The sequence below is a fragment of the Corynebacterium sp. HMSC072G08 genome (genome assembly GCF_001809185.1).
In the GTDB taxonomy this organism is placed as follows: domain Bacteria; phylum Actinomycetota; class Actinomycetes; order Mycobacteriales; family Mycobacteriaceae; genus Corynebacterium; species Corynebacterium phoceense.
Genome location: NZ_KV796373.1, coordinates 14171 through 33744 on the forward strand (window position 1 = coordinate 14171; position 19574 = coordinate 33744).

A 19574-nucleotide genomic window follows, 5' to 3' on the forward strand; every position below is an offset into this window, starting at 1 on the left:
TTCGCTGAGCAGTAAGTACGGAAAAACTTGTGGTATTGGTCTCTTTGTGACCCAGGACTGAGGTAGGAAACAAGCAGGTGCACGGGTAAATTCGAGCGTGTCAGGGCACTGCCGGTTGAAGTAAAACGGCGAGCCCTTAAAAACGTCGAAACAGAAGGGAGTCACGCCTCGTGACCACCGCAACCGAGCCGCTGCAGTTTACCGCCTGGGAAGGTTTCAACCCGGGACCGTGGACCGAAGGAATCGACGTCCGCGACTTCGTGCAGCGCAACTACACTCCGTACGATGGCGACGCTTCGTTCCTCGAAGGCCCCACCGAGAAGACCATGCGTACCTTCGATTACTTGGAGAAGAACTACCTCTCCATCGAGCGCAAGAAGCGCATCTTTGATGTCGATACCCACACCGCCAGCGATATTGACGCTTTCCCGGCTGGCTACATCTGTGAAGACGACAACGTCATCGTCGGTCTGCAGACGGATACGCCGCTCAAGCGCGCCATGATGCCGTTCGGCGGCTGGCGCATGGTCGAGCAGGCCATCAAGGAAGCCGGCAAGGAATACGACCCGGCCGTGAAGGAAATCTTCACGCGCTACCGCAAGACCCACAACGACGCAGTCTTCGATATCTACACCCCGCGCATTCGTGCCGCTCGTTCCTCGCACATCATCACCGGCCTGCCGGACGCCTACGGCCGCGGCCGCATCATCGGTGACTACCGCCGCGTCGCCCTCTACGGCGTCGACTACCTCATCGAGGAAAAGCAGCGTTCCAAGGACGCCGTGGCAGACCTGGGCTTCTCTGAGCACTGGGCACGCTACCGTGAGGAGCACGCAGAGCAGATCAAGGCTCTGAAGAAGCTGAAGAAGATGGCTGAGTCCTACGGCTTCGATATCTCCGGCCCGGCTTCCACCGCTCATGAGGCTGTTCAGTGGACCTACTTCGGCTACCTGGCCTCCATTAAGTCCCAGGACGGCGCTGCCATGTCCATCGGCCGCCTGTCTGCATTCTTCGACTCCTACTTCGAGCGCGACTTCGCTCGTGGCATCCTTACCGAGTCTGAGGCTCAGGAGATCATCGACTCCCTCGTCATGAAGCTGCGCATCGTTCGCTTCCTGCGTACCGAGGATTACGACCAGATCTTCTCGGGCGACCCGTACTGGGCAACCTGGTCTGACGCCGGCTTCGGCGACGACGGCCGCCACATGGTCACCAAGACCTCCTTCCGCCTCCTGCAGACTCTGGTCAACCTGGGCCCGTCCCCAGAGCCGAACATCACCATCTTCTGGGACCCGAAGCTGCCTGAGGGCTACAAGAAGTTCTGTGCTCATATCTCGATTGAGACCTCGTCCATCCAGTACGAGTCCGACCGCCAGATTCGTGAGCAGTGGGGCGACGACGCCGCCATCGCGTGCTGCGTGTCCCCGATGCGCGTTGGTAAGCAGATGCAGTTCTTCGGCGCTCGCGTCAACGCTGCAAAGTCCCTCCTCTACGCCATCAACGGTGGCCGCGACGAGGTCACGGGCAAGCAGATCATGACCGGCTACGAGCCCATCCAAGGCGACGGCCCGCTCGACTTCGAAGAGGTCTGGGCAAAGTACGAGGACATGCTCGACTGGGTCATCGGCACCTACGTTGAGGCCCTCAACATCATCCACTACTCGCACGATAAGTACGCGTACGAAGCAGTCGAGATGGCTCTGCACGACTCGGACATCGTCCGCTCCATGGGCTGCGGCATCGCCGGTCTGTCCATCGTGGCCGACTCCCTCTCCGCCATCAAGTACGCCAAGGTCTACCCGGTCCGCGACGAGACCGGCCTGGTTGTCGACTACCGCACCGAGGGCGAGTTCCCGTTCTACGGCAACGACGATGACCGCGCGGATGACATCGCCGCCACCGTGGTCCACACCGTGATGGACAAGATTAAGGCCATCCCGATGTACCGCAACGCCATCCCGACCCAGTCCGTCCTGACCATTACCTCCAACGTGGTCTACGGCAAGGCCACCGGTTCCTTCCCGTCCGGCCACAAGGCTGGTACCCCGTTCGCGCCGGGCGCTAACCCGGAGAACGGTGCCGACTCCCACGGCATGGTCGCCTCCATGCTGTCCGTGGGCAAGCTGGACTACCAGGACGCACTGGACGGCATCTCGCTCACCAACACGATTACCCCGACCGGCCTGGGCCGCACGCCTGAGGAGCGCATCACCAACCTGGTGGGCGTCCTGGACTCCGGCTTCATTATGGACAACGCGGAGTAGTCCGAACCCCCATCCTTGCCGCGGCCAGCTCGGCCGCGGCACCCCAACCACTCACCACATTTCAGGAGACATACACAATGGCAACCCACACCTTCGAAGAGCGCCTGGCCGACATGAAGGCAAAGCGCGACGAGCACAACATGAACTCGGGTCTGTACCATGCCAACATCAACGTGCTGGACAAGTCCACCCTCGAGGATGCTGTGGAGCACCCGGAGAAGTACCCGAACCTCACCGTTCGCGTCTCTGGCTACGCCGTGAACTTCGTCAAGCTCACCCGCGAGCAGCAGCTGGATGTTATCTCGCGTACCTTCCACCAGGGCAGCTAGTAACACTCACTTATCCAGTAGCGGTCGTCGGCTCCCACGGAGCCTGCGGCCGCATTGGACTATTCGCAAGGAGCATTGAGCAATGGCAGATGGCGTAACCGGCGTCGTTCACCTCGAGCCGGAAGTCGGCGAGAAAGTCCGCGGCGTCGCGGGCGGCCTCGGCTCTGATAATCACTTGGACGAAATCACGCGCCCGGAGCTTATGGAAGCCCGTCGCACCGGCGATATCGCACTCATTCACTCGTGGGAGCTCGTCACGGCCGTCGACGGCCCTGGCACGCGCATGACCATGTTCATGTCCGGCTGCCCTCTGCGCTGCCTGTATTGCCACAACCCCGACACCATGGAGATGAAGACTGGCACTCTGGAGACCATCGAAGACGTGGTCAAGCGCATCAAGCGCTACAAGCCCATATTCAACGCCTCCGGCGGTGGACTTACCATCTCCGGCGGCGAGCCGCTGTTCCAGATTGCCTTTACCCGCCGCGTGCTCAAGGAAGTCCACGACGCTGGCATTCACACCGCGATCGATACCTCCGGTTTCTTCGGCGCGCGCCTGCGCGACGAGGATATCGACAATATCGATCTCTTCCTCCTCGATGTGAAGGCGGGCGACGAGGAGACCTACAAGTTGGTCACCGCCCGCGAGCTGCAGCCCACCATCGACTTCGGTGACAAGCTGCACCGCATGGGCAAGAAGGTATGGATCCGCTTCGTCGTCGTACCGGGTCTCACTGACTTCCCGGAGAACGTCGCCAACGTCGCGAATATCGTGGCCCGCTGGAAGGGCAACGTCGAGCGCGTCGAGGTGCTGCCGTTCCACAACATGGGCAAGGACAAGTGGCACGAGTTGGGCATGGACTACAAGCTCGAGGACGTTAAACCGCCCGCAGTCGACGAGATGGAGAAGATCCGCGACGTCTTCCGCGAGAAGGGTTTCACGGTCTACTAGCCTGGAGCGCATGAAGCGCTTTGGCCACGAATTCAAAGAACATCACGTCACGGTCCCGTGGGATTACTCCAATCCCGATAGCGGGACCTTTGACGTTTTCGCCCGCGAGATCATCCCGCCCGGCGGCGAGAATTATCCCGCGCTCGTCTACATGCAGGGCGGCCCCGGCTTTCCGGCCGAGCGCCCCGCCGCCGGTCTCGGCGGGCTGCTCAAGGCGGGGCTCACGCGCTACCGCTGGATTTTGCTCGACCAGCGCGGCACCGGCCGCTCGCATCGCATTGATGAGCTTTCCGATGCCGCCGACTTCGACAAGCTTCATCTCCTGCGCCAAGACAACATCGTGCGCGACGCCGAGCGCGTCCGCGAGCACCTGGGCTTGAAGAAGTGGTCGCTCTACGGTCAGTCCTTCGGCGGTTTTATCATCACCGCCTACCTGTCCATGTTCCCCGAATCCATTGAGCGCGCCTTCCTCACCGGAGGCCTGCCCACCACGCGCCTGGGCGCCGACGACCTGTACCGCGCGACGTATACGAAGCTGCGTGCCCGCGAGAGTCAGTTCTTCCGCGAAATTCCTTGGGCGCAGCAGCGCATCGAGGAGATTATCGACCACCTCGACAACCACGAGGAGACTGTGCCCACGGGCGAGCGCCTGTCCTCCCGTCGCTTCCGCACCATCGGCATTGAGCTCGGCCGCGGCGCCGGCTTCGATACGCTTGCGTTCCTCCTCGAGGAGCCTTTCCGCACCGTGCGTGGGGAGAAGCGCCTGCGTTCGGATTTCCTGCAGGACGTCGGCCAGCGCGTGACCTTTCAAGGTGGCCCGCTCTACGCAGCCATCCACGAGTCCATCTACGGCGGCGTCGTCGACTCCGCGCCCACGAACTGGGCGGCGCACCGCGTCCGCGAGGAATTCGACGAGTTCGCCGAAGACGGCACGTGGCTCACCGGCGAGCACATTTACCCCTGGCAGTTCGACGAGGATCCTGCGCTACGCCCGCTTAAGGCTGCTGCAGAAAAGCTCGCCCAGCACCCGTGGGAGTCCAGCCCCTACGACCTAGAGGTCCTCAAGGACGCGCCCGCCATTGCTGCGGCGGCCGTCTACCTCGACGACATCTTCGTGCCCTTCGAGGAATCGATGCACACCGCACACCTCTACCGCGACCTGCGCCCGCACGTGACGAATAAATACCAGCACAACGGTGTCCGCGTCGACGGCGAGGCCATTTTCACCGAGCTCTTGCGGCTGGCGGACGACCACTAAAGATGCGCATTTTTATCGGCTACATATTATAAATCTGCGAGTTTATCGACCGTAGTCGATAAAACTGCGAGCCAGATTCCGCAGAATCGTCACTGAGTTGTTACGTCTTCCAGACGATCATGAGGCCCAAAGTTATGGCACCCTATGTAGTGACAACCCCTCTCACTACGAAGGAGCTCTTTCATGTTCGGTGCCATTGTCGGAGTGATCTTTGCTCTGATCATCATCGCCACCATTCTCGACGGCTTCGTGGTCGTGCGCACGCGCGAGGCCGCCATCATCGAGCGCCTGGGTAAGTTCCAGCGCGTCGCCCACGCGGGTCTCAATTTTAAGATTCCCTACATCGACCGCGTCCGCGACAAGATCAACTTGAAGGTCCGCCAGCTTGATGTCATGGTGGAGACGAAGACGCAGGACAACGTCTTTGTCCAGATCCCCGTCGCCGTCCAGTACCAGGTCGTCGAGGGCCGCGAGCGCGAAGCGTACTACATGCTCTCCAACCACGAGCAGCAGATCATCGCCTACGTCCAGGACAACGTCCGTTCCTCCGTCGCGAACATGGGGCTTGACGAGTCCTTCTCGTCCAAGGACACCATTGCCCGCAATGTCGCGGTCTCCCTGCGCGACAATATGGCGGCCTACGGCTGGAACTTCGTCAACACCCTGGTCACCGATATCCGCCCGGACGCCCGCGTCCGTGAGTCTATGAACTCCATCAACGCCGCGCAGCGCGAGCGCGAGGCCGCCATTGCTCAGGCAGAAGCCGAGAAGATTCGCGTCGTCAAGGAAGCTGAAGGTGCTGCCGAGGCCCGCAAGCTCCAGGGCCGCGGTGTCGCGGAGCAGCGCAAGGAGATCGTCGAAGGTATTGCTGCCCAGTACGAGCTGCTGCGCGCCGCCGGCGTCGAGGAGAACCCAGAGACCCTCATGCTCGTCTCGCAGTACCTCGACGCGATGGTCGACGTTGCGGACCGCTCCCACACGAACGTCCTGTACATGCCGTCCAACCCGGGCGGTATGACGGAGCTCTTCAGCGGCATGCGCGACGTCCTGCTCTCCACCAATGCGCTCACCCAGGCCGAGCAGGCTGCCGATGCCCCCACCCCCTCGCCGCGCCCCAAGCGCTCGGCGAAGCCCCAGGCACCGTCCCAGCCGCAAACCGCACACGAGGTCTACGGCGCCCAGTCTGGCCCTGCATCGGGTTCTGAGCTCGAGGGCCCCTACGCTGAAATCAAGCGCCAGATCGAGGGCAACATGTAGCTCTCAGGTTGTCTCGCCGAGGCTTCCCTGGTTCGGTGAGGCACCGCGTCATTCCTCCATCCCCGCGTCCAACTCGCTTGGGTGCGGTGGGTGGAGGGATTTTTTATGCGGCTGTGAGGGCGAGGCGTCCGGTGAGCGCCGAAATCGTGGGGCGCTCGCGGGGCGTCCAATGGGGGAGCGCAGGGCCGAAGCTCATCTACGAATGCTTACGGGCAGTGTGCGAGTTGGCGGGCGAGCGCGTCGTGTTCGGCCTGCGTGACCCATAATCCGTAGGCGGACTTCACGTCGATGATGCGCTGTGCGTAGTCGCAGCGGAACGCCTTATTGGGCGGCAACCACGTTGCGGCGTCGCCCGCGCCCTTCTGCTGGTTGAGGCGTCCGTCCACGGCGAGTAGGTTGCGCGGGTCGTTGGCGAAGTTGCGGCGCTGCTCTGGCGTCCAGGCCTGCGCGCCTTTCTGCCACGCATCCGCGAGCGGGACGACGTGGTCGATCTGTACTGCCGAGGACGTGGATTTTCCGCGTTGGAATGCGATGTCCGTGCCCGAGTACGGGTCGTGCAATGTGCCGGAGAGCACCACGCACCCGTGCGTATTGTCTTTAATGACAACATTTGTGAGGTCGCGGCGCAGGATGTCGTTGCGGGTATCGCAGCCGTTATGGCCGAACTCGACGGTGACATCGTCCGACCAGCGCTGACCGAACTGCTCGCGTTCGTAGCCGGTCTTCGGCGCGCGACCCTTGACGGTCAGTGCGTCGAGACTGGCGAGTTCGACGGTGGTGTCGGTGGCGGCAGTGGTGTCTTTGGTCTCGGCGGCAGAACCAGAGCTAGAGCCGGGCAGCTCCGGCGTGGGCGCGTGATAGAACTGCGTCACCGCAATGAGAACGGCGGTGAGCGCGGCGACGACGTAGGGGGACTTGGACATGACCCAGATATCCTAACGCGCGGTAGGATCACGAGCCATGAGCATCGATAAGTTATTCGACGACTACCTCGCGGAGCAGGGCCTTGAGCGCCGAGTCGACGAGGGCTTGGACTACGACGTGCCGGTCGATGAGGCGCTTAGCTGCGTGCGCGAGGGGCTAGCGCCACAGCCAGACCAAGAATGACGGGTACGGCGCCCACGGCCACGATGTACGCCGTCTCATGGTCGAGCGAATAGAACGTGGAGATCGTTCCGGTAAGAGCGGTGCCGATGGCCATCGTGAGGAAGTAGAGGGCTGAGAAGCGCGTCGCGAAGGCGCGCGGGGCGTGCGCCGCTGAGGCTGCCATGCCTACCGGTCCGATGAGCATCTCGCCCAGGCTCATCGTGGCGATGCACCCGGCGAGTGCGATAAACGGCGCGGTGCCGCCGCCCGAGTAGGGCAGCAGCAGGAACATTCCGGCGCCGGCGAGCGCAAGCCCGCCGCCCATGAGCACGCGACGGGCGGGCATGCGGTAGCGCGCCATGATGGCCGCAAGGGGCAGCGTGAATACCAAAATGTAGAACGGGTTGAGCGACTGCGTCCATGCGGCCGGGATCTCAAAGGAACCGATGGTGCGGTCGAGACGCTCGCGCGAATAGACAGCGAGCACGCCGTAGATCTGCGACTGCAGCGCCCAGTAGACCGTGGAGCACGCGAAGAGCGGAATGAAGGCAAGGACGCGGCGGCGCTCGGGCGCGTCAACCTGCGGGGAGCGCAGCATCTGCATGAAAAGCGCGAGTGCTGTGCCCGCCGTGAGAATGAGCAGCGTGAGTGCCAAGCGCGAGGGAGGTAGGAGCGCGATGGCACCGAGGACAAGGGCTGCGACAGCAACGATAGCCAGCACTGCGCGGCGCGGCGCGATGGGCGAGGTGGGGGCGAGGATAAAGGGGGCATCGGCAAGCGAGGCGAGCGCGCGGCGGCGCAGGGAGAGATAAAAGACGCAGCCGATGGCCATGAGTCCGGCCGCCGCGGCAAAACCTGCGTGGTATCCGTGGTACTCGGCGAGCCAGCCGGTGAGCAGGGGGCCTAGGAGCGCGCCGACGTTGATGCCGAGATAGAAGATCTGGAATGCGCCATCGCGCTTGCCTGCCTCAGGCGGGAACGCGGCGCCGAGGATAGTAATCGCTGCGGTTTTGAGCAGACCCGAGCCCAGCGCGAGGGGGAGGAGCCCCGCGATGAGTCCGGCGTAACCGGGCACGAGGGAGAGCGAAAGATGCCCGGCCATGAGGAGGGCTGCGCCGGTAAGCAGGGTTTTCTCCGCGCCGAGGAGGCGGTCTGCTACCCAGCCGCCGGCGTAGGTGCACAGGTAGAGCGCGGAACCGTAGGCGCCGACGAGCGCGGTGGCCTGCGCTTGATCCATGCCCAGGCCGCCCTCGGCGGCGGTGGAATAGAGGTAGTAGGCGAGCAGTGCCTGCATGCCGTAGAAGCTGAAACGTTCCCAGGCTTCCACACCGGCGATGGCGGGCAAAGTAAGCGGAATACGCGTTCTTGAACGCCGTTCAATTATGGTCATGGATATTGAGTATGCACCATTCGGGCGTGTGGTAGACCTATTTTTATGAAAAACTTGAACAGTGTTCAATTTGTCCTTGACGTGGACTCTAAACATATGTGGCACCCCTACGCCGTGCCTGGTGCGCCGGCTCTGCCCGTCGCGCGCACCGAAGGCGTGTACCTGGAACTCATGAATGGGCGGCGGCTCATCGATGCCATGAGCTCGTGGTGGGCCGCGGCCCACGGGCATTCGCATCCGCGGCTCGTTGCGGCGGCGAAAGGCCAGATTGACCGGATGAGCCATGTCATGTTCGGAGGGCTCACGCACGAGCCCGCGGCACGGTTGACGGAGAACCTCATGCAGCTCACGCGCGGGGACTTCGCGCAGGTCTTTTACTCGGACTCCGGCTCGGTGGGCGTGGAGGTCGCGCTCAAGATGGCGCTGCAGTATGCGCGCGGCATGGGACATCCGGAGCGCACACAGTTCTTGACATGGCGCTCGGGCTACCACGGCGACACCTTCGGCGCGATGAGTGTGTGCGACCCGGAAGGCGGCATGCATGCGATGTGGGAGGGCATCCTCGCCCGTCAGATTTTTGCGCCAGCGCCGCCCGTGCGGGGTGCCTCGGCCGAGGAGCGCGCCGCGTACCTGCGGGAGTTCGAGTCCTTTATTGATGAGTCGATCGCAGCCGTCATTATCGAGCCTGTCGTGCAGGGCGCGGGCGGCATGCGCTTCCACGACCACGAGCTCGTCGCGGGAGTGAGGGAAATCTGCGACCGGCGGGGGATTGTGCTCATCGCCGATGAAATCGCTACCGGTTTCGGGCGCGCTGGTGACCTTTTTACCACCCAAACGGCCGGTATCGTGCCCGATATTTTATGCCTGGGCAAGGCGCTCACAGGCGGGTTCATGACGCTTGCAGCGACGCTGGCCACCGCGAAGGTAGCCGAGGGTATGGCGCCGCGCGCGCTCATGCATGGGCCGACGTTTATGGCGAATCCGCTCGCGTGTGCTGTGGCGGCCGAAGCGACGCAGATGATCCTCGACGGCGACTGGCGCACGCAGGTTTCCGCCGTGGAGGAGGGGCTGCGCTGTGGGTTGCAGGATGCGTGGGAGATCCCCGGCGTCGCGGACGTGCGGGTGCTCGGCGCCATCGGGGTGATCGAGATGGACCGCGACGTCGACATGACACGCGCGACTGCGGCCACGGTGAACGAAGGTGTGTGGCTGCGCCCCTTTGGCCGGCTCATCTACGCCATGCCGCCATTTATCGCGACGTCCGAAGAAGTCCAGGCCATCTGCCGCGGCATGTGTGCCGCGGCGCGGAACTGCTAGGAGAAGACATGATTATCTGCGTAACCGGCACGAATACGGACGTCGGGAAAACCATCGCCACGGCGGCGTTGGCGAGTGTTGCGGCGGGCGACGGCGTTGACGTCGTCGTGGCCAAGCCCATCCAGACCGGCGAGCCCGACGGACAGGGGGATGCGAACACCGTTGCCCGGCTCACGGGGCTCGAGACCAAGGAGTTCGTGCGCTACCCCGAGCCGCTCGCGCCGAACCTCTCCGCGCGCCGGGCGGGCATGGCCGAGCCGGACCGGGCGGAGCTCGCTGCCTGGATTCAGGGGCTCGATGCGCCGGGTCGTCTCGTCCTCGTCGAGGGCGCTGGCGGTCTGCTCGTGCGCCTGGGCGATGAGCTCACCCTCGCCGATATCGCGGCTGACCTGGGCGCGCCGCTCGTCGTCGTGACGTCGATGGGGTTGGGCAGCCTCAATGCGGCGGAGCTTACCGTCGAGGCGGCCCGCCGCCGCGGACTAACGGTGAAAGGCCTGGTGGGCGGCTCGCTGCCGGAGGAGCTGGACCTCGCCACGCGCTTGAATCTTGAGGAGATGGAGCAGGTGACGGGGGAGGAGTTCTGGGGCGCGTTGCCTGGGGGCATCGGAAAGCTGGGGAAGGGGGAATTCGCGGCGGTGGCGCGGGAGGTTTTTCCGCACGTCACCCAAAAGATGATGGATCCCTCATGATTTTGTGGCATGCTTAGTCATTGAATTTGTATCACTGACAAAACTGATCGCAGGACAAGAGGAGCACTTTCCATCGTGAGCTCAATCAACACCGAGTCATTTACCCTGCCCGCCGGCGCGCGTCCCCTCATCGAGCGCCTGGCCGAGGAGCCCTTTGCGCTGGAGTTTTCCGGCCAGGGCTACGCGTGGCTGCCTACCCTGCGTGCGCAGACCGCCGCGCACGCCACGGTGGCAGGCTATGTCACGCAGGCGGCTGCCGTGCTCGAACCGCTCGCCGATGAGCTCGCTCCTTTCTTCCCGCACGGCTTCGACCCGCTCACCTGGGCGCGCGAGTCGGCGCCGGGCGACCCGACCGACGCGGCCGTGTCCACGCCGGGCATCCTCGTCACGCAGATCGCCGTGCTGGAGCAGCTTGCGGCGCAGGGCCTGGATATCTCTCGCGCGGTAGCACGACTGGGCCATTCCCAGGGCACCCTTGCCACCTTCGTGGCGGACGGCTCCATGCAGCCGGAGCATGCTATCGCCCTGGCGCAGCTCATTGGTGCGGCGCTCACGCGTACCGCGCGCGCCGAGGGACTCCTGCGTACGGCGGACAACGCCCCGATGCTTTCTGTGAAGGGTGCGACCCGCGCGCAGCTCGAGGCCGCTGGCGCGACGATTGGCCTGCGCAATGGCCACAAGAACTTCGTCATCGTGGGCGCGGACAACACTGCCGTGCGCGCACGGCTGGAGAAGGCCGCGGCGCGCTCTGCCCAGGCGCATGAGAATAAGGAACGCGGTGGCGCCGCGTTCGCGCCGAAGTTCACTGAGCTCGATATTCAGACGGCCTACCACCACGCGTCGCTGGAGGCCGCGGTCACGCAGGTCGTGGCCTGGGCATCTGATCTTGGTCTGGATGCGCAGCTTGCCGAGCGCGGTGCGCGTGCTGTGCTCACCGACACGGTGGACTGGAGTGCAGAAGTTTCCAGCGCCGTCGAGGCCGGTGCAAAGTGGATCCTCGAGTGCGGGCCCGACGGTGGCGTCGCACCGCTGACCCGCGAGCTTGTCGCGGGCCGCGGCGTGGGCGTCCTCGCCGTCGACTCCGCCGCAGGCCAGGCCGCGCTCTTCGACGCGGGTCGCGCGCCGGAGCTGCCGTCCTCGTGGGAGCGCTTCGCGCCTCGTATTCTTCCGGGGACCGAAGGTCTCCGCGTGTCGACCCGTTTTACCGAGGTCACCGGCTACTCGCCGGTCATGCTCCCGGGCATGACCCCGTCCACCGTGGACCCGGCCATCGTCGCCGCGGCCGCGAACGCCGGCCACTGGGCCGAGCTCGCTGGTGGCGGGCAGACGACGAATGCGTTGCTCGCTTCCAATCTCGAGCGCCTAGAAGAGCTCCTCGAGCCGGGGGTCAACGCCCAGTTCAACGCCATGTACCTCTCTGCCTCGCAGTGGCGCCGCCAGATCTCCGGCGAGCGCGCGGTGCCCAAGGCGCGCGCGAATGGCGCCCCGATTTCCGGCATCATCGTCTCCGCCGGCATCCCGCCGCTCGAGGAGTCCGTCGCGCTCGTGGAGCAGCTCCACGCCGATAACTTCCCGTGGGTGGCCTTCAAGCCGGGCACCGTGCGCCAGATCGAGCAGGTGCTCGCCATCGCTGACGCGGTGGAGACGCCTGTGATCATGCAGGTCGAGGGCGGCCACGCCGGCGGCCACCACTCGTGGGAGGACCTCGATGAGCTCCTCATCGCCACCTACGCCACGATTCGCGAGCGCGACAATGTCATCCTGGCTGTGGGCGGCGGCATCGGCACGCCCGAGCGCGGCGCCGAGTACCTCACCGGTTCGTGGGCAGGCGCCCACGAGATGGCGGACATGCCGGTGGACGCCATCATGGTGGGCACCGCCGCCATGGCGACCCTCGAGTCCACCGCGTCCCCGCAGGTCAAGCAAGCCCTCGTCGACGCGCAGCCCGTCACCGACAATGACGGCTGGGCCGGCGCTGGCCAGGCCCGCGGCGGCATCGCGTCCGGCCGTTCGCAGCTGGGCGCCGATATCCACGAGATCGATAACGCCTGGGCCCGTGCGGGCCGCCTCCTTGACGACGTCGCTGGCGACGCCGAGGCCGTCGCCGCCCGTCGCGACGAGATTATCGCCGCCATCAACACGACGGCCAAGCCCTACTTCGGCGACCTCGAGTCCATGACCTACGAGGAGTGGCTTAACCGCTACCTCGAGCTGTCTTACCGCGGTGAGTGGGCGGATGTCTCTTGGGCCAACCGCTTCACCCAGATGGTCGCGCGCGTGGAGGCCCGCCTCAATGATGCGGACCACGGTTCCTTCGATGCGCTCGTCACGGTCGGCTCCAACCCGGCCGTTGCTGTTGCAGACCTGCGCGCGGCCTATGATGACAAGCTTGACCTCACGCTCGTGGCTGCCGATGCCGCCTGGTTTATCACTCTGCTCGGCGAGCGCGGCAAGCCCGCTAACTTCGTGCCCGTCATCGACGCGGACGTGCGCCGCTGGTGGCGCCAGGATTCCCTGTGGCAGGCCCACGATGACCGCTACGACGCGGATGGCGTCTCCATCATTCCGGGCACCACCGCCGTTGCTGGCATCACCCGCGTCGACGAGCCGGTGGCCGAGCTCCTCGGCCGCTTCGAGGCCGCCGCTGCTGCCCAGGTTTCTGAAACGGCTACCGTGGCCCCCACCATCGCCGACGCTCCCTCCGTCAACTGGGCCGGCCGCGAGCAGACCAATCCGTTGCGTGTTACCGCTGAGGTCGAAGGCGTGCACTTCAACGGCTCGACTCTGACGGTTCCGCTCGCCGGTGCCATCAAGGGCGCGGAGCTCAACCTTCACTTCACCGAGCCCACCATTCCGGGTGCCTCGCCGTTGATCACCGAAATCGACGCCGTGAATTCTATGCGCGAGCTCGCCCGCGTCGCCGCCGGCAGTAAGCTGCCGTCCGTGACGGAGGGCACCGCAACCTGGACGGCGGAGCTAACCGCCGAGGATCGCGCATCCTACGAGAACGTCACCGCTGGCTACGCGCCCGGCGAGACCGGCGTGGCTGCCGACATCCTGGTCGGCAAGGCCTGGCCGGCCGTCTTCGCGCTCATCGCCGCCGCTGAGACTCCGGATGGCGCGCCCGTCGTCGAGGGCCTGCTTAACCTCGTCCACCTGAACCACCACCTGGAGCTGCGCCGCGAGCTCCCGAACGCCGCGCAGCTCGACATCACTGCGAAGCTAGGCGACGTCGCCGACACGCAGCTCGGACGTGTCGTCCCCGTCACGGTCGACATCGAGGCCGATGGCGAACTCCTTGCCATCCTCGATGAGCAGTTCGCCATCCGTGGTCGCAAGGGCGGGGACGAAGTCCCGAAGACAGCGGGTGGCGAGCCCGTTGTCGAGAAGACCAAGTCTCACCGTCATCGCCTCGAACTCGACGCGCCGGCGTCCATGCACCCGTTCGCCGTCGTCACGGGCGACCGCAACCCGATCCACGTCTCGGACGCCGCAGCCAAGCTCGCCGGCCTGCCCGGCGTTATCGTCCACGGCATGTGGACCTCCGCTGTGGCCCAGCTCGCCGCCGGATTCGATGGCACGCACCTCGAGTCCTGGGACGCGCAGATGCTCAGCCCCATCCTGCCCGGCGCGCATCTCGTCATCGACGTCGCCCGCACCGCGCTGTCGGCCCGCGGCGGCGAGGTCCGCACCGTGACCGTCAACGTCGACGGCGAGCCCGCGCTCATCGGTACCGCCACGATGGCTGCACCGGTGACCTTCTACGGTTTCCCGGGCCAGGGTATCCAGTCCCCGGGCATGGGTATGGACGCCTTCGCCAACTCGGCTGCGGCCCGCGACGTGTGGGAGCGCGCGGACCGCCACACCCGCGCCAAGCTGGGCTTCTCCATCCTGGAGATCGTGCGCACCAACCCGCAGTCAGTCGTCGTGGCAGGGGAGACCTTCGCTCACCCGGACGGCGTGCTCTATCTCACGCAGTTCACGCAGGTCGCTATGGCGACCCTGGGCTGCGCCCAGATCGCGGAGATGGAGGAAGCCGGCGTGCTCCAGCACCCCGCCTTCTTCGCGGGCCACTCCGTGGGTGAGTACAACGCGCTCGCCGCGTACGCGCAGGTCCTCTCGCTCGAGGCGGTCGTTGACATCGTCTACGCTCGCGGTCTCACCATGCACCGCCTCGTCGAGCGCGACGAGCACGGCGTCTCCAACTATGGCCTGGCGGCCCTGCGCCCCAATAAGATGGGCATCTCCGCCGAGGACGTCTTCTCGCACGTCGCCGCCATCGCGGAGCAGACTGGCGAGTTCTTGGAAATCGTCAACTACAACATTGCTGGCGTCCAGTACGCCGTCGCCGGCACCAAGGCTGGGCTCGCTGCGCTCGCTCAGGACGCAGAACGACGCGCCCCGGGTACGCGGGCCTTCATCCAGATTCCGGGCATCGACGTGCCGTTCCACTCCTCGCACCTGTTGAACGGCGTTCCGGCCTTCCGCGCGCACCTCGACTCGCTCATCCCGGCTGACGTGGACCTCGACGTCCTCGTCGACCGCTACATTCCGAACCTCGTCGCGCGCCCCTTCGAGCTCACTCGCGAGTTCGTCGATTCCATGCTCAGCGTCGTGGAATCCGAGATCCTTGCCGGCATCCGCGCGGACTTCGACTCCGCCATGGAGGACCCGGTGAAGCTCGGTCGCACCCTTCTCATCGAGCTGCTGGCCTGGCAGTTCGCCTCGCCCGTGCGCTGGATCGAGACCCAAGACCTGCTGCTCACGGGCCTGGGCGTCGAGCGCTTCGTCGAGGTCGGCGTTGGTTCCTCGCCGACGCTCGCCAACATGCTGGGCCAGACCCTGCGCCTGCCGCAGTATGCGGAGTCCACCATCGAGGTCCTCAACATCGAGCGCGACCGCCCTAAGGCCTTCGCCGAGGATGCTGCCGATGCCCCCGCTGCTCCCGTCGCAGAGCCCACTGAGGAAGCTCCCGCCGAGGAGACCTCGGCTCCGGCCGCCGCTCCGGCAGCAGCGCCTGCCCCGGTCTCCGCTGCTCCCGCGGGCGCAGCCGCGCCGGCGGACAAAGCCTTTTGCGTCGCCGATGCCGTGGAGATGCTCGTCGCCGTGTGGACCAAGGTTCGCCCGGACCAGATGGGCGCCACGGATACCATCGAGGCTCTCGTTGAGGGCGTGTCCTCCCGCCGCAACCAGTTGCTGCTCGACCTCGGCGTCGAGTTCGGCCTCGGCGCCATCGAAGGCGCTGCCGATGCCCCGCTCGACGACCTCAAGCAGACCGTCGCCGGCATGGCCAAGGGCTACTCCGCCTTCGGCCCGGTGCTCGCCGACCAGGTTGCGGATACCCTGCGTCGTCTCACCGGCCCGGCGGGCAAGAAGCCGTCCTACATTGCGGAACGCGTCACCGGTCCGTGGGGTCTGGGCTCCGGCTGGGTTGACCGCGTGACCGCCGAGATCGTTCTCGGCGCGCGCGAGGGCGCCTCCCTGCGCGGCGGCGACCTTGCCACTCTGCCCACGGCTGCGGCCAACGCTGCGGCGCTCGACGACCTCATCGATGACGCTGTGCGCGCCGCCGGCCAGAAGGTCGGCCTCGACATCGCTATGCCGTCTGCCGGCGGTGCCGCCGGTGGCGTTGTCGACTCCGCTGCCCTCGACGAGTTCGCCGGCCAGATGAATGGCGCTCTCATCGAGACCGCCCGCACGCTGCTCGCCAAGCTCGGCGTCGAGCGGGCCACCACGGACTTTACCGATGCTCCAGATGAGCTCGCGGAGCTTGTGGCCAATGAGCTCGGCTCCGACTGGCCGCGCCTCGTGGCACCGGCCTTTGATGCTGACAAGGCCGTCCTTCTCGACGACCGTTGGGCCTCCGCCCGCGAGGACCTTGCGCGGGTCGCGAACGGCGAGGAGCTCCAGGTCGACGTCACGGGCGCCGGCGAAGAGGTTGCACAGATCGCGGATTACCTGGGGCTTGAAGAACACGCCATCGCCGCGCGTACCACCGTGGCCCTGGAGCACGCGAACGATATCGCGGTCGTCACCGGCGGTTCGCCGCGCTCCATCGCAGCGAGCGTCATCGGCGAACTGCTCCACGCAGGTGCCACCGTCGTCGCGACCACCTCGCGCCTGAACCATGAGCGCCTGGAGTTCTACAAGGAGCTCTACCGGACCCACGCCCGCGGCCGCGCCGCACTGTGGGTCGCCCCGGCGAACCTGAGCTCCTTCGCGGACCTCGACGCCTTCATCGACTGGGTCGGCCATGAGCAGACCGCGACCGTCAATGGTAAGTCCACGCTGCTTAAGCCGGCGCTCATCCCGACGCTGCTCTTCCCGTTCGCGGCTCCGCGCGTCCAGGGCACCCTCGCCGATGCCGGCGCTGCCGCCGAGTCCCAGATGCGTCTGCTGCTGTGGTCCGTGGAGAAGCTCATCGCGGGTCTCTCCGCGCTTGGCGCCGACACCCACGTGGGCCAGCGCCTGCACGTCGTCCTGCCGGGCAGCCCGAACCGCGGCCGCTTCGGTGGCGACGGCGCCTACGGCGAGGCCAAGGCTGCACTCGACGCGCTCGTGACCCGCTGGAAGTCCGAGCCCGTCTGGGGCGAGCGCACCTCGATCACCCACGCCCACATCGGCTGGGTCCGCGGCACGGGCCTGATGGGCGGCAACGACCCGATGGTCGAGCTCGTCGAGGCCAAGGGCGTGACCACCTACTCCACCGAGGAGATGGCCGCCAAGCTCGTGGGCGAGGGCACCAACGCCGAGACCCGCGCCCAGGCCCTCGAAGCACCCGTCACGCTGGACTTCACCGGCGGCCTGGGCGGCGCAGACCTCAATCTGCCGGAACTCGCGCGCCAGGCGGCGGCGAAGGCCGGCGCGTCTGCGGAGACGGAGTCTCTCACTGCGCCAGTCACCGTGCGCGCGCTGCCGAGCCCGCGCCAGCCCATCGCGTGGACGCAGCCGGACTTCTCCGGCGTGACGACGAACCTCGACGACATGGTCGTCATCGTCGGCGCCGGCGAGCTGGGCCCGGTGGGCTCCTCGCGCACGCGCTACGAGGTCGAGCTCACCGGCGATCTCACCGCGGCGGGCGTGCTCGAACTCGCCTGGACCACGGGCCTTATCAAGTGGGACGAGACCAACCGCACGTGGATGGCCGGCGACGAGGCCATCGCGGAGGAAGACATCTACGAGCGCTTCCACGATGAGGTCCTCGCGAACGTGGGCGTCCGCCGCTACCACGATGACTTCGGCCCGCACATGCCGATGGTCGACAACCTCGCGCCGGAGCTCACCACTATCTACCTCGAGCGCGACATGACGTTCGCGGTCGCCGACGAGGCCACGGCCAAGTCCTTCGTCGACGAGGTCGAGGGCGCGTCCGCGTACTTCGACGGCGAGGAATGGCAGGTCACCCGCCCGAAGGGTTCGCCGGTACGCGTGCCGCGTCGCGTCGCCATGTCGCGCTACGTCGGCGGGCAGGTGCCGAAGGGCTTCTACCCGGCTGTCTACGGCATCCCGGCGGACATGATCGATAACCTCGATCGCGTCGCGCTGTGGAACATTGTGTGCACCGTCGACGCGTTCCTCTCCGCGGGCTTCAGCCCGGCCGAGCTGCTTAGCATGGTCCACCCGGCGCGCGTGTCCTCCACGCAGGGCACCGGCATGGGAGGCATGGCGTCGCTGCGCTCGCTCTACGTGGACAAACTGCTCGCGCAATCGCGACCGAACGACATCCTGCAGGAGGCGCTGCCTAACGTCGTCGCCGCGCACGTCATGCAGTCCTACGTCGGCGGCTACGGCCAGATGATCCACCCGGTCGCCGCGTGTGCGACCGCAGCGGTCTCCGTCGAGGAGGCCATGGATAAGCTGCGCCTGGGCAAGGCGGACTTCGTGGTTGCCGGTGGTATCGACGACCTCTCCATCGAAGGCATCACCGGCTTCGGCGACATGGCCGCCACCGCGGATTCCGCGGAGATGGACGCCAAAGGCATCGACCACACGTACTTCTCGCGTGCGAACGACCGTCGTCGCGGCGGTTTCATCGAGTCCGAGGGTGGCGGCACTCTGCTGCTGGCCCGCGGCTCCTTCGCCGCGGAACACGGCCTGCCGGTCCTGGGCGTCGTCGCGTTTGCCGAGTCCTTCGCGGACGGTGCGCACACCTCCATCCCGGCTCCTGGCCTGGGCGCGCTCTCCGCTGCTCGCGGCGGCGTGAACTCCCGCCTGGCGGTGGCGCTGCGCGAGCACGGCGTGACCCCGGACGAGGTGTCCATCATTTCTAAGCACGATACCTCGACGAACGCGAACGACCCGAACGAGTCGGACCTGCACGAGCGCATCGCTGCCTCGATGGGCCGCGCGGAGGGCAACCCGCTGTACGTCATCTCGCAGAAGTCGCTCACCGGTCACGCAAAGGGTGGTGCCGCGGCCTTCCAGCTCGTCGGCCTTACCCAGGTCCTGCGCGAGGGTATTCTCCCGCCGAACCGCTCGCTTGACTGCGTGGATCCGGCGCTGCGTCAGTACAGCCACCTCACCTGGCTGCGTCGTCCGCTTGACCTGCGCTCCGCGGCGCCGAAGGCGGGGCTGGTGACCTCCCTGGGCTTCGGCCACGTCTCGGCGCTCATTGCAGTCGTTCACCCCGGCGCGTTCCTTGCGGCACTTGCCGAAACCTGCAGCAACGCCGCGGCGCAGTGGCAGGAGGCCGCTCATGCTCGCGAGGCCGCCGGCCTTGCCCGCTATGATGCCGCCATGCACGGCGGGTCCGCTCTCTTCGAGCGTCCCGTAGACCGCAACTTGGGTGGCAACGGCGATGCCGTCAAGGACCGCGAGGTTGCCGTCCTCCTCGACGAGAACGCGCGCCTCGTGGACGGCGTGCTCACGCCGGGCTCTTAAGTTCCTTGCGAAAATCTCCTCCCGCGTTGATGCGGCGAGAGGATTTTTGGCAGCAACTGTCTTGTTCCTTGCGAAAATCTCCTCCCGCGTTGCTCGCAGGAGGAGATTTTCGCAATCAACGGCGGAGGGCAGGGTGTGAGGGCCTTGTTGGG

The 19574-nt window shown here is 65.9% G+C and carries 11 protein-coding genes; 9 read left to right on the top strand and 2 right to left on the bottom strand.

Features of this window, described 5'->3' with window-relative positions; genetic code table 11:
• The first annotated feature begins 170 nt into the window (after positions 1-170).
• From pflB to HMPREF2559_RS00150, 5 genes are all read left to right on the top strand, one after another.
• Complete coding sequence (pflB, locus tag HMPREF2559_RS00130) at positions 171-2264, top strand: formate C-acetyltransferase (RefSeq protein WP_066491537.1); 2094 nt, start codon at positions 171-173, stop codon at positions 2262-2264.
• 11 nt (positions 2265-2275) lie between these two features.
• A complete protein-coding gene (grcA2, locus tag HMPREF2559_RS00135; RefSeq protein WP_255356877.1) occupies positions 2276-2593 on the top strand; it encodes an autonomous glycyl radical cofactor GrcA2 in 318 nt (105 codons plus the stop codon).
• Between the two features lie 82 nt (positions 2594-2675).
• Entirely contained in the window at positions 2676-3545 is an 870-nt protein-coding gene (pflA, locus tag HMPREF2559_RS00140) for a pyruvate formate-lyase-activating protein (protein ID WP_066491552.1), read from the top strand.
• A 10-nt stretch (positions 3546-3555) separates the two neighbouring features.
• Entirely contained in the window at positions 3556-4803 is a 1248-nt protein-coding gene (locus HMPREF2559_RS00145; protein WP_066491557.1) for an alpha/beta fold hydrolase, read from the top strand.
• A 183-nt stretch (positions 4804-4986) separates the two neighbouring features.
• Positions 4987-6060, top strand: coding sequence for an SPFH domain-containing protein (locus tag HMPREF2559_RS00150; protein WP_082723292.1), 1074 nt, complete (start codon positions 4987-4989; stop codon positions 6058-6060).
• A 206-nt stretch (positions 6061-6266) separates the two neighbouring features.
• Here HMPREF2559_RS00150 and HMPREF2559_RS00155 read toward each other — a convergent pair whose 3' ends face one another.
• Positions 6267-6983, bottom strand: coding sequence for an HNH endonuclease family protein (locus HMPREF2559_RS00155; protein ID WP_066491565.1), 717 nt, complete (start codon positions 6981-6983; stop codon positions 6267-6269).
• Positions 6984-7020: 37 nt separating this feature from the next.
• Here HMPREF2559_RS00155 and HMPREF2559_RS12890 point away from each other — a divergent pair, with 37 nt between their 5' ends.
• Positions 7021-7167 carry a hypothetical protein gene (locus HMPREF2559_RS12890; protein WP_154666922.1) on the top strand — a complete coding sequence of 49 codons (147 nt, stop codon included), beginning with the start codon at positions 7021-7023 and terminating at the stop codon, positions 7165-7167.
• Here the strand turns inward: HMPREF2559_RS12890 and HMPREF2559_RS00160 are convergent.
• The gene (locus HMPREF2559_RS00160; protein WP_066491567.1) at positions 7121-8536 is read right to left on the bottom strand and encodes a peptide MFS transporter; all 1416 of its coding nucleotides are present in this window, start codon (positions 8534-8536) and stop codon (positions 7121-7123) included. The two genes, HMPREF2559_RS12890 and HMPREF2559_RS00160, sit on opposite strands and share 47 nt — an antisense overlap.
• A 45-nt stretch (positions 8537-8581) precedes the next feature.
• Between HMPREF2559_RS00160 and HMPREF2559_RS00165 the strand changes: the two genes are divergently transcribed.
• The 3 genes from HMPREF2559_RS00165 to HMPREF2559_RS00175 all read left to right on the top strand — a co-directional run bounded on the left by HMPREF2559_RS00165 (position 8582) and on the right by HMPREF2559_RS00175 (position 19422).
• On the top strand, positions 8582-9853 hold the full coding sequence (locus HMPREF2559_RS00165) for an adenosylmethionine--8-amino-7-oxononanoate transaminase (RefSeq protein ID WP_070539149.1): 1272 nt from the start codon (positions 8582-8584) through the stop codon (positions 9851-9853).
• Between the two features lie 8 nt (positions 9854-9861).
• Positions 9862-10542: a dethiobiotin synthase gene (gene bioD, locus HMPREF2559_RS00170; protein ID WP_070539151.1), complete on the top strand. Its 681-nt coding sequence runs from the start codon at positions 9862-9864 to the stop codon at positions 10540-10542.
• A 75-nt stretch (positions 10543-10617) separates the two neighbouring features.
• Positions 10618-19422 carry a type I polyketide synthase gene (locus HMPREF2559_RS00175; RefSeq protein WP_246818439.1) on the top strand — a complete coding sequence of 2935 codons (8805 nt, stop codon included), beginning with the start codon at positions 10618-10620 and terminating at the stop codon, positions 19420-19422.
• Positions 19423-19574 lie beyond the last annotated feature (152 nt).

What these genes read in the sequence shown, in the direction of transcription:
- pflA (WP_066491552.1), top strand. Translation starts at nt 2,676, where the DNA reads ATGGCAGATGGCGTAACCGGCGTCGTTCACCTCGAGCCGGAAGTCGGC.
- HMPREF2559_RS00145 (WP_066491557.1), top strand. Translation starts at nt 3,556, where the DNA reads ATGAAGCGCTTTGGCCACGAATTCAAAGAACATCACGTCACGGTCCCG.
- HMPREF2559_RS00150 (WP_082723292.1), top strand. Translation starts at nt 4,987, where the DNA reads ATGTTCGGTGCCATTGTCGGAGTGATCTTTGCTCTGATCATCATCGCC.
- HMPREF2559_RS00155 (WP_066491565.1), bottom strand. Translation starts at nt 6,983, where the DNA reads ATGTCCAAGTCCCCCTACGTCGTCGCCGCGCTCACCGCCGTTCTCATT.
- HMPREF2559_RS12890 (WP_154666922.1), top strand. Translation starts at nt 7,021, where the DNA reads ATGAGCATCGATAAGTTATTCGACGACTACCTCGCGGAGCAGGGCCTT.
- HMPREF2559_RS00160 (WP_066491567.1), bottom strand. Translation starts at nt 8,536, where the DNA reads ATGACCATAATTGAACGGCGTTCAAGAACGCGTATTCCGCTTACTTTG.
- HMPREF2559_RS00165 (WP_070539149.1), top strand. Translation starts at nt 8,582, where the DNA reads ATGAAAAACTTGAACAGTGTTCAATTTGTCCTTGACGTGGACTCTAAA.
- bioD (WP_070539151.1), top strand. Translation starts at nt 9,862, where the DNA reads ATGATTATCTGCGTAACCGGCACGAATACGGACGTCGGGAAAACCATC.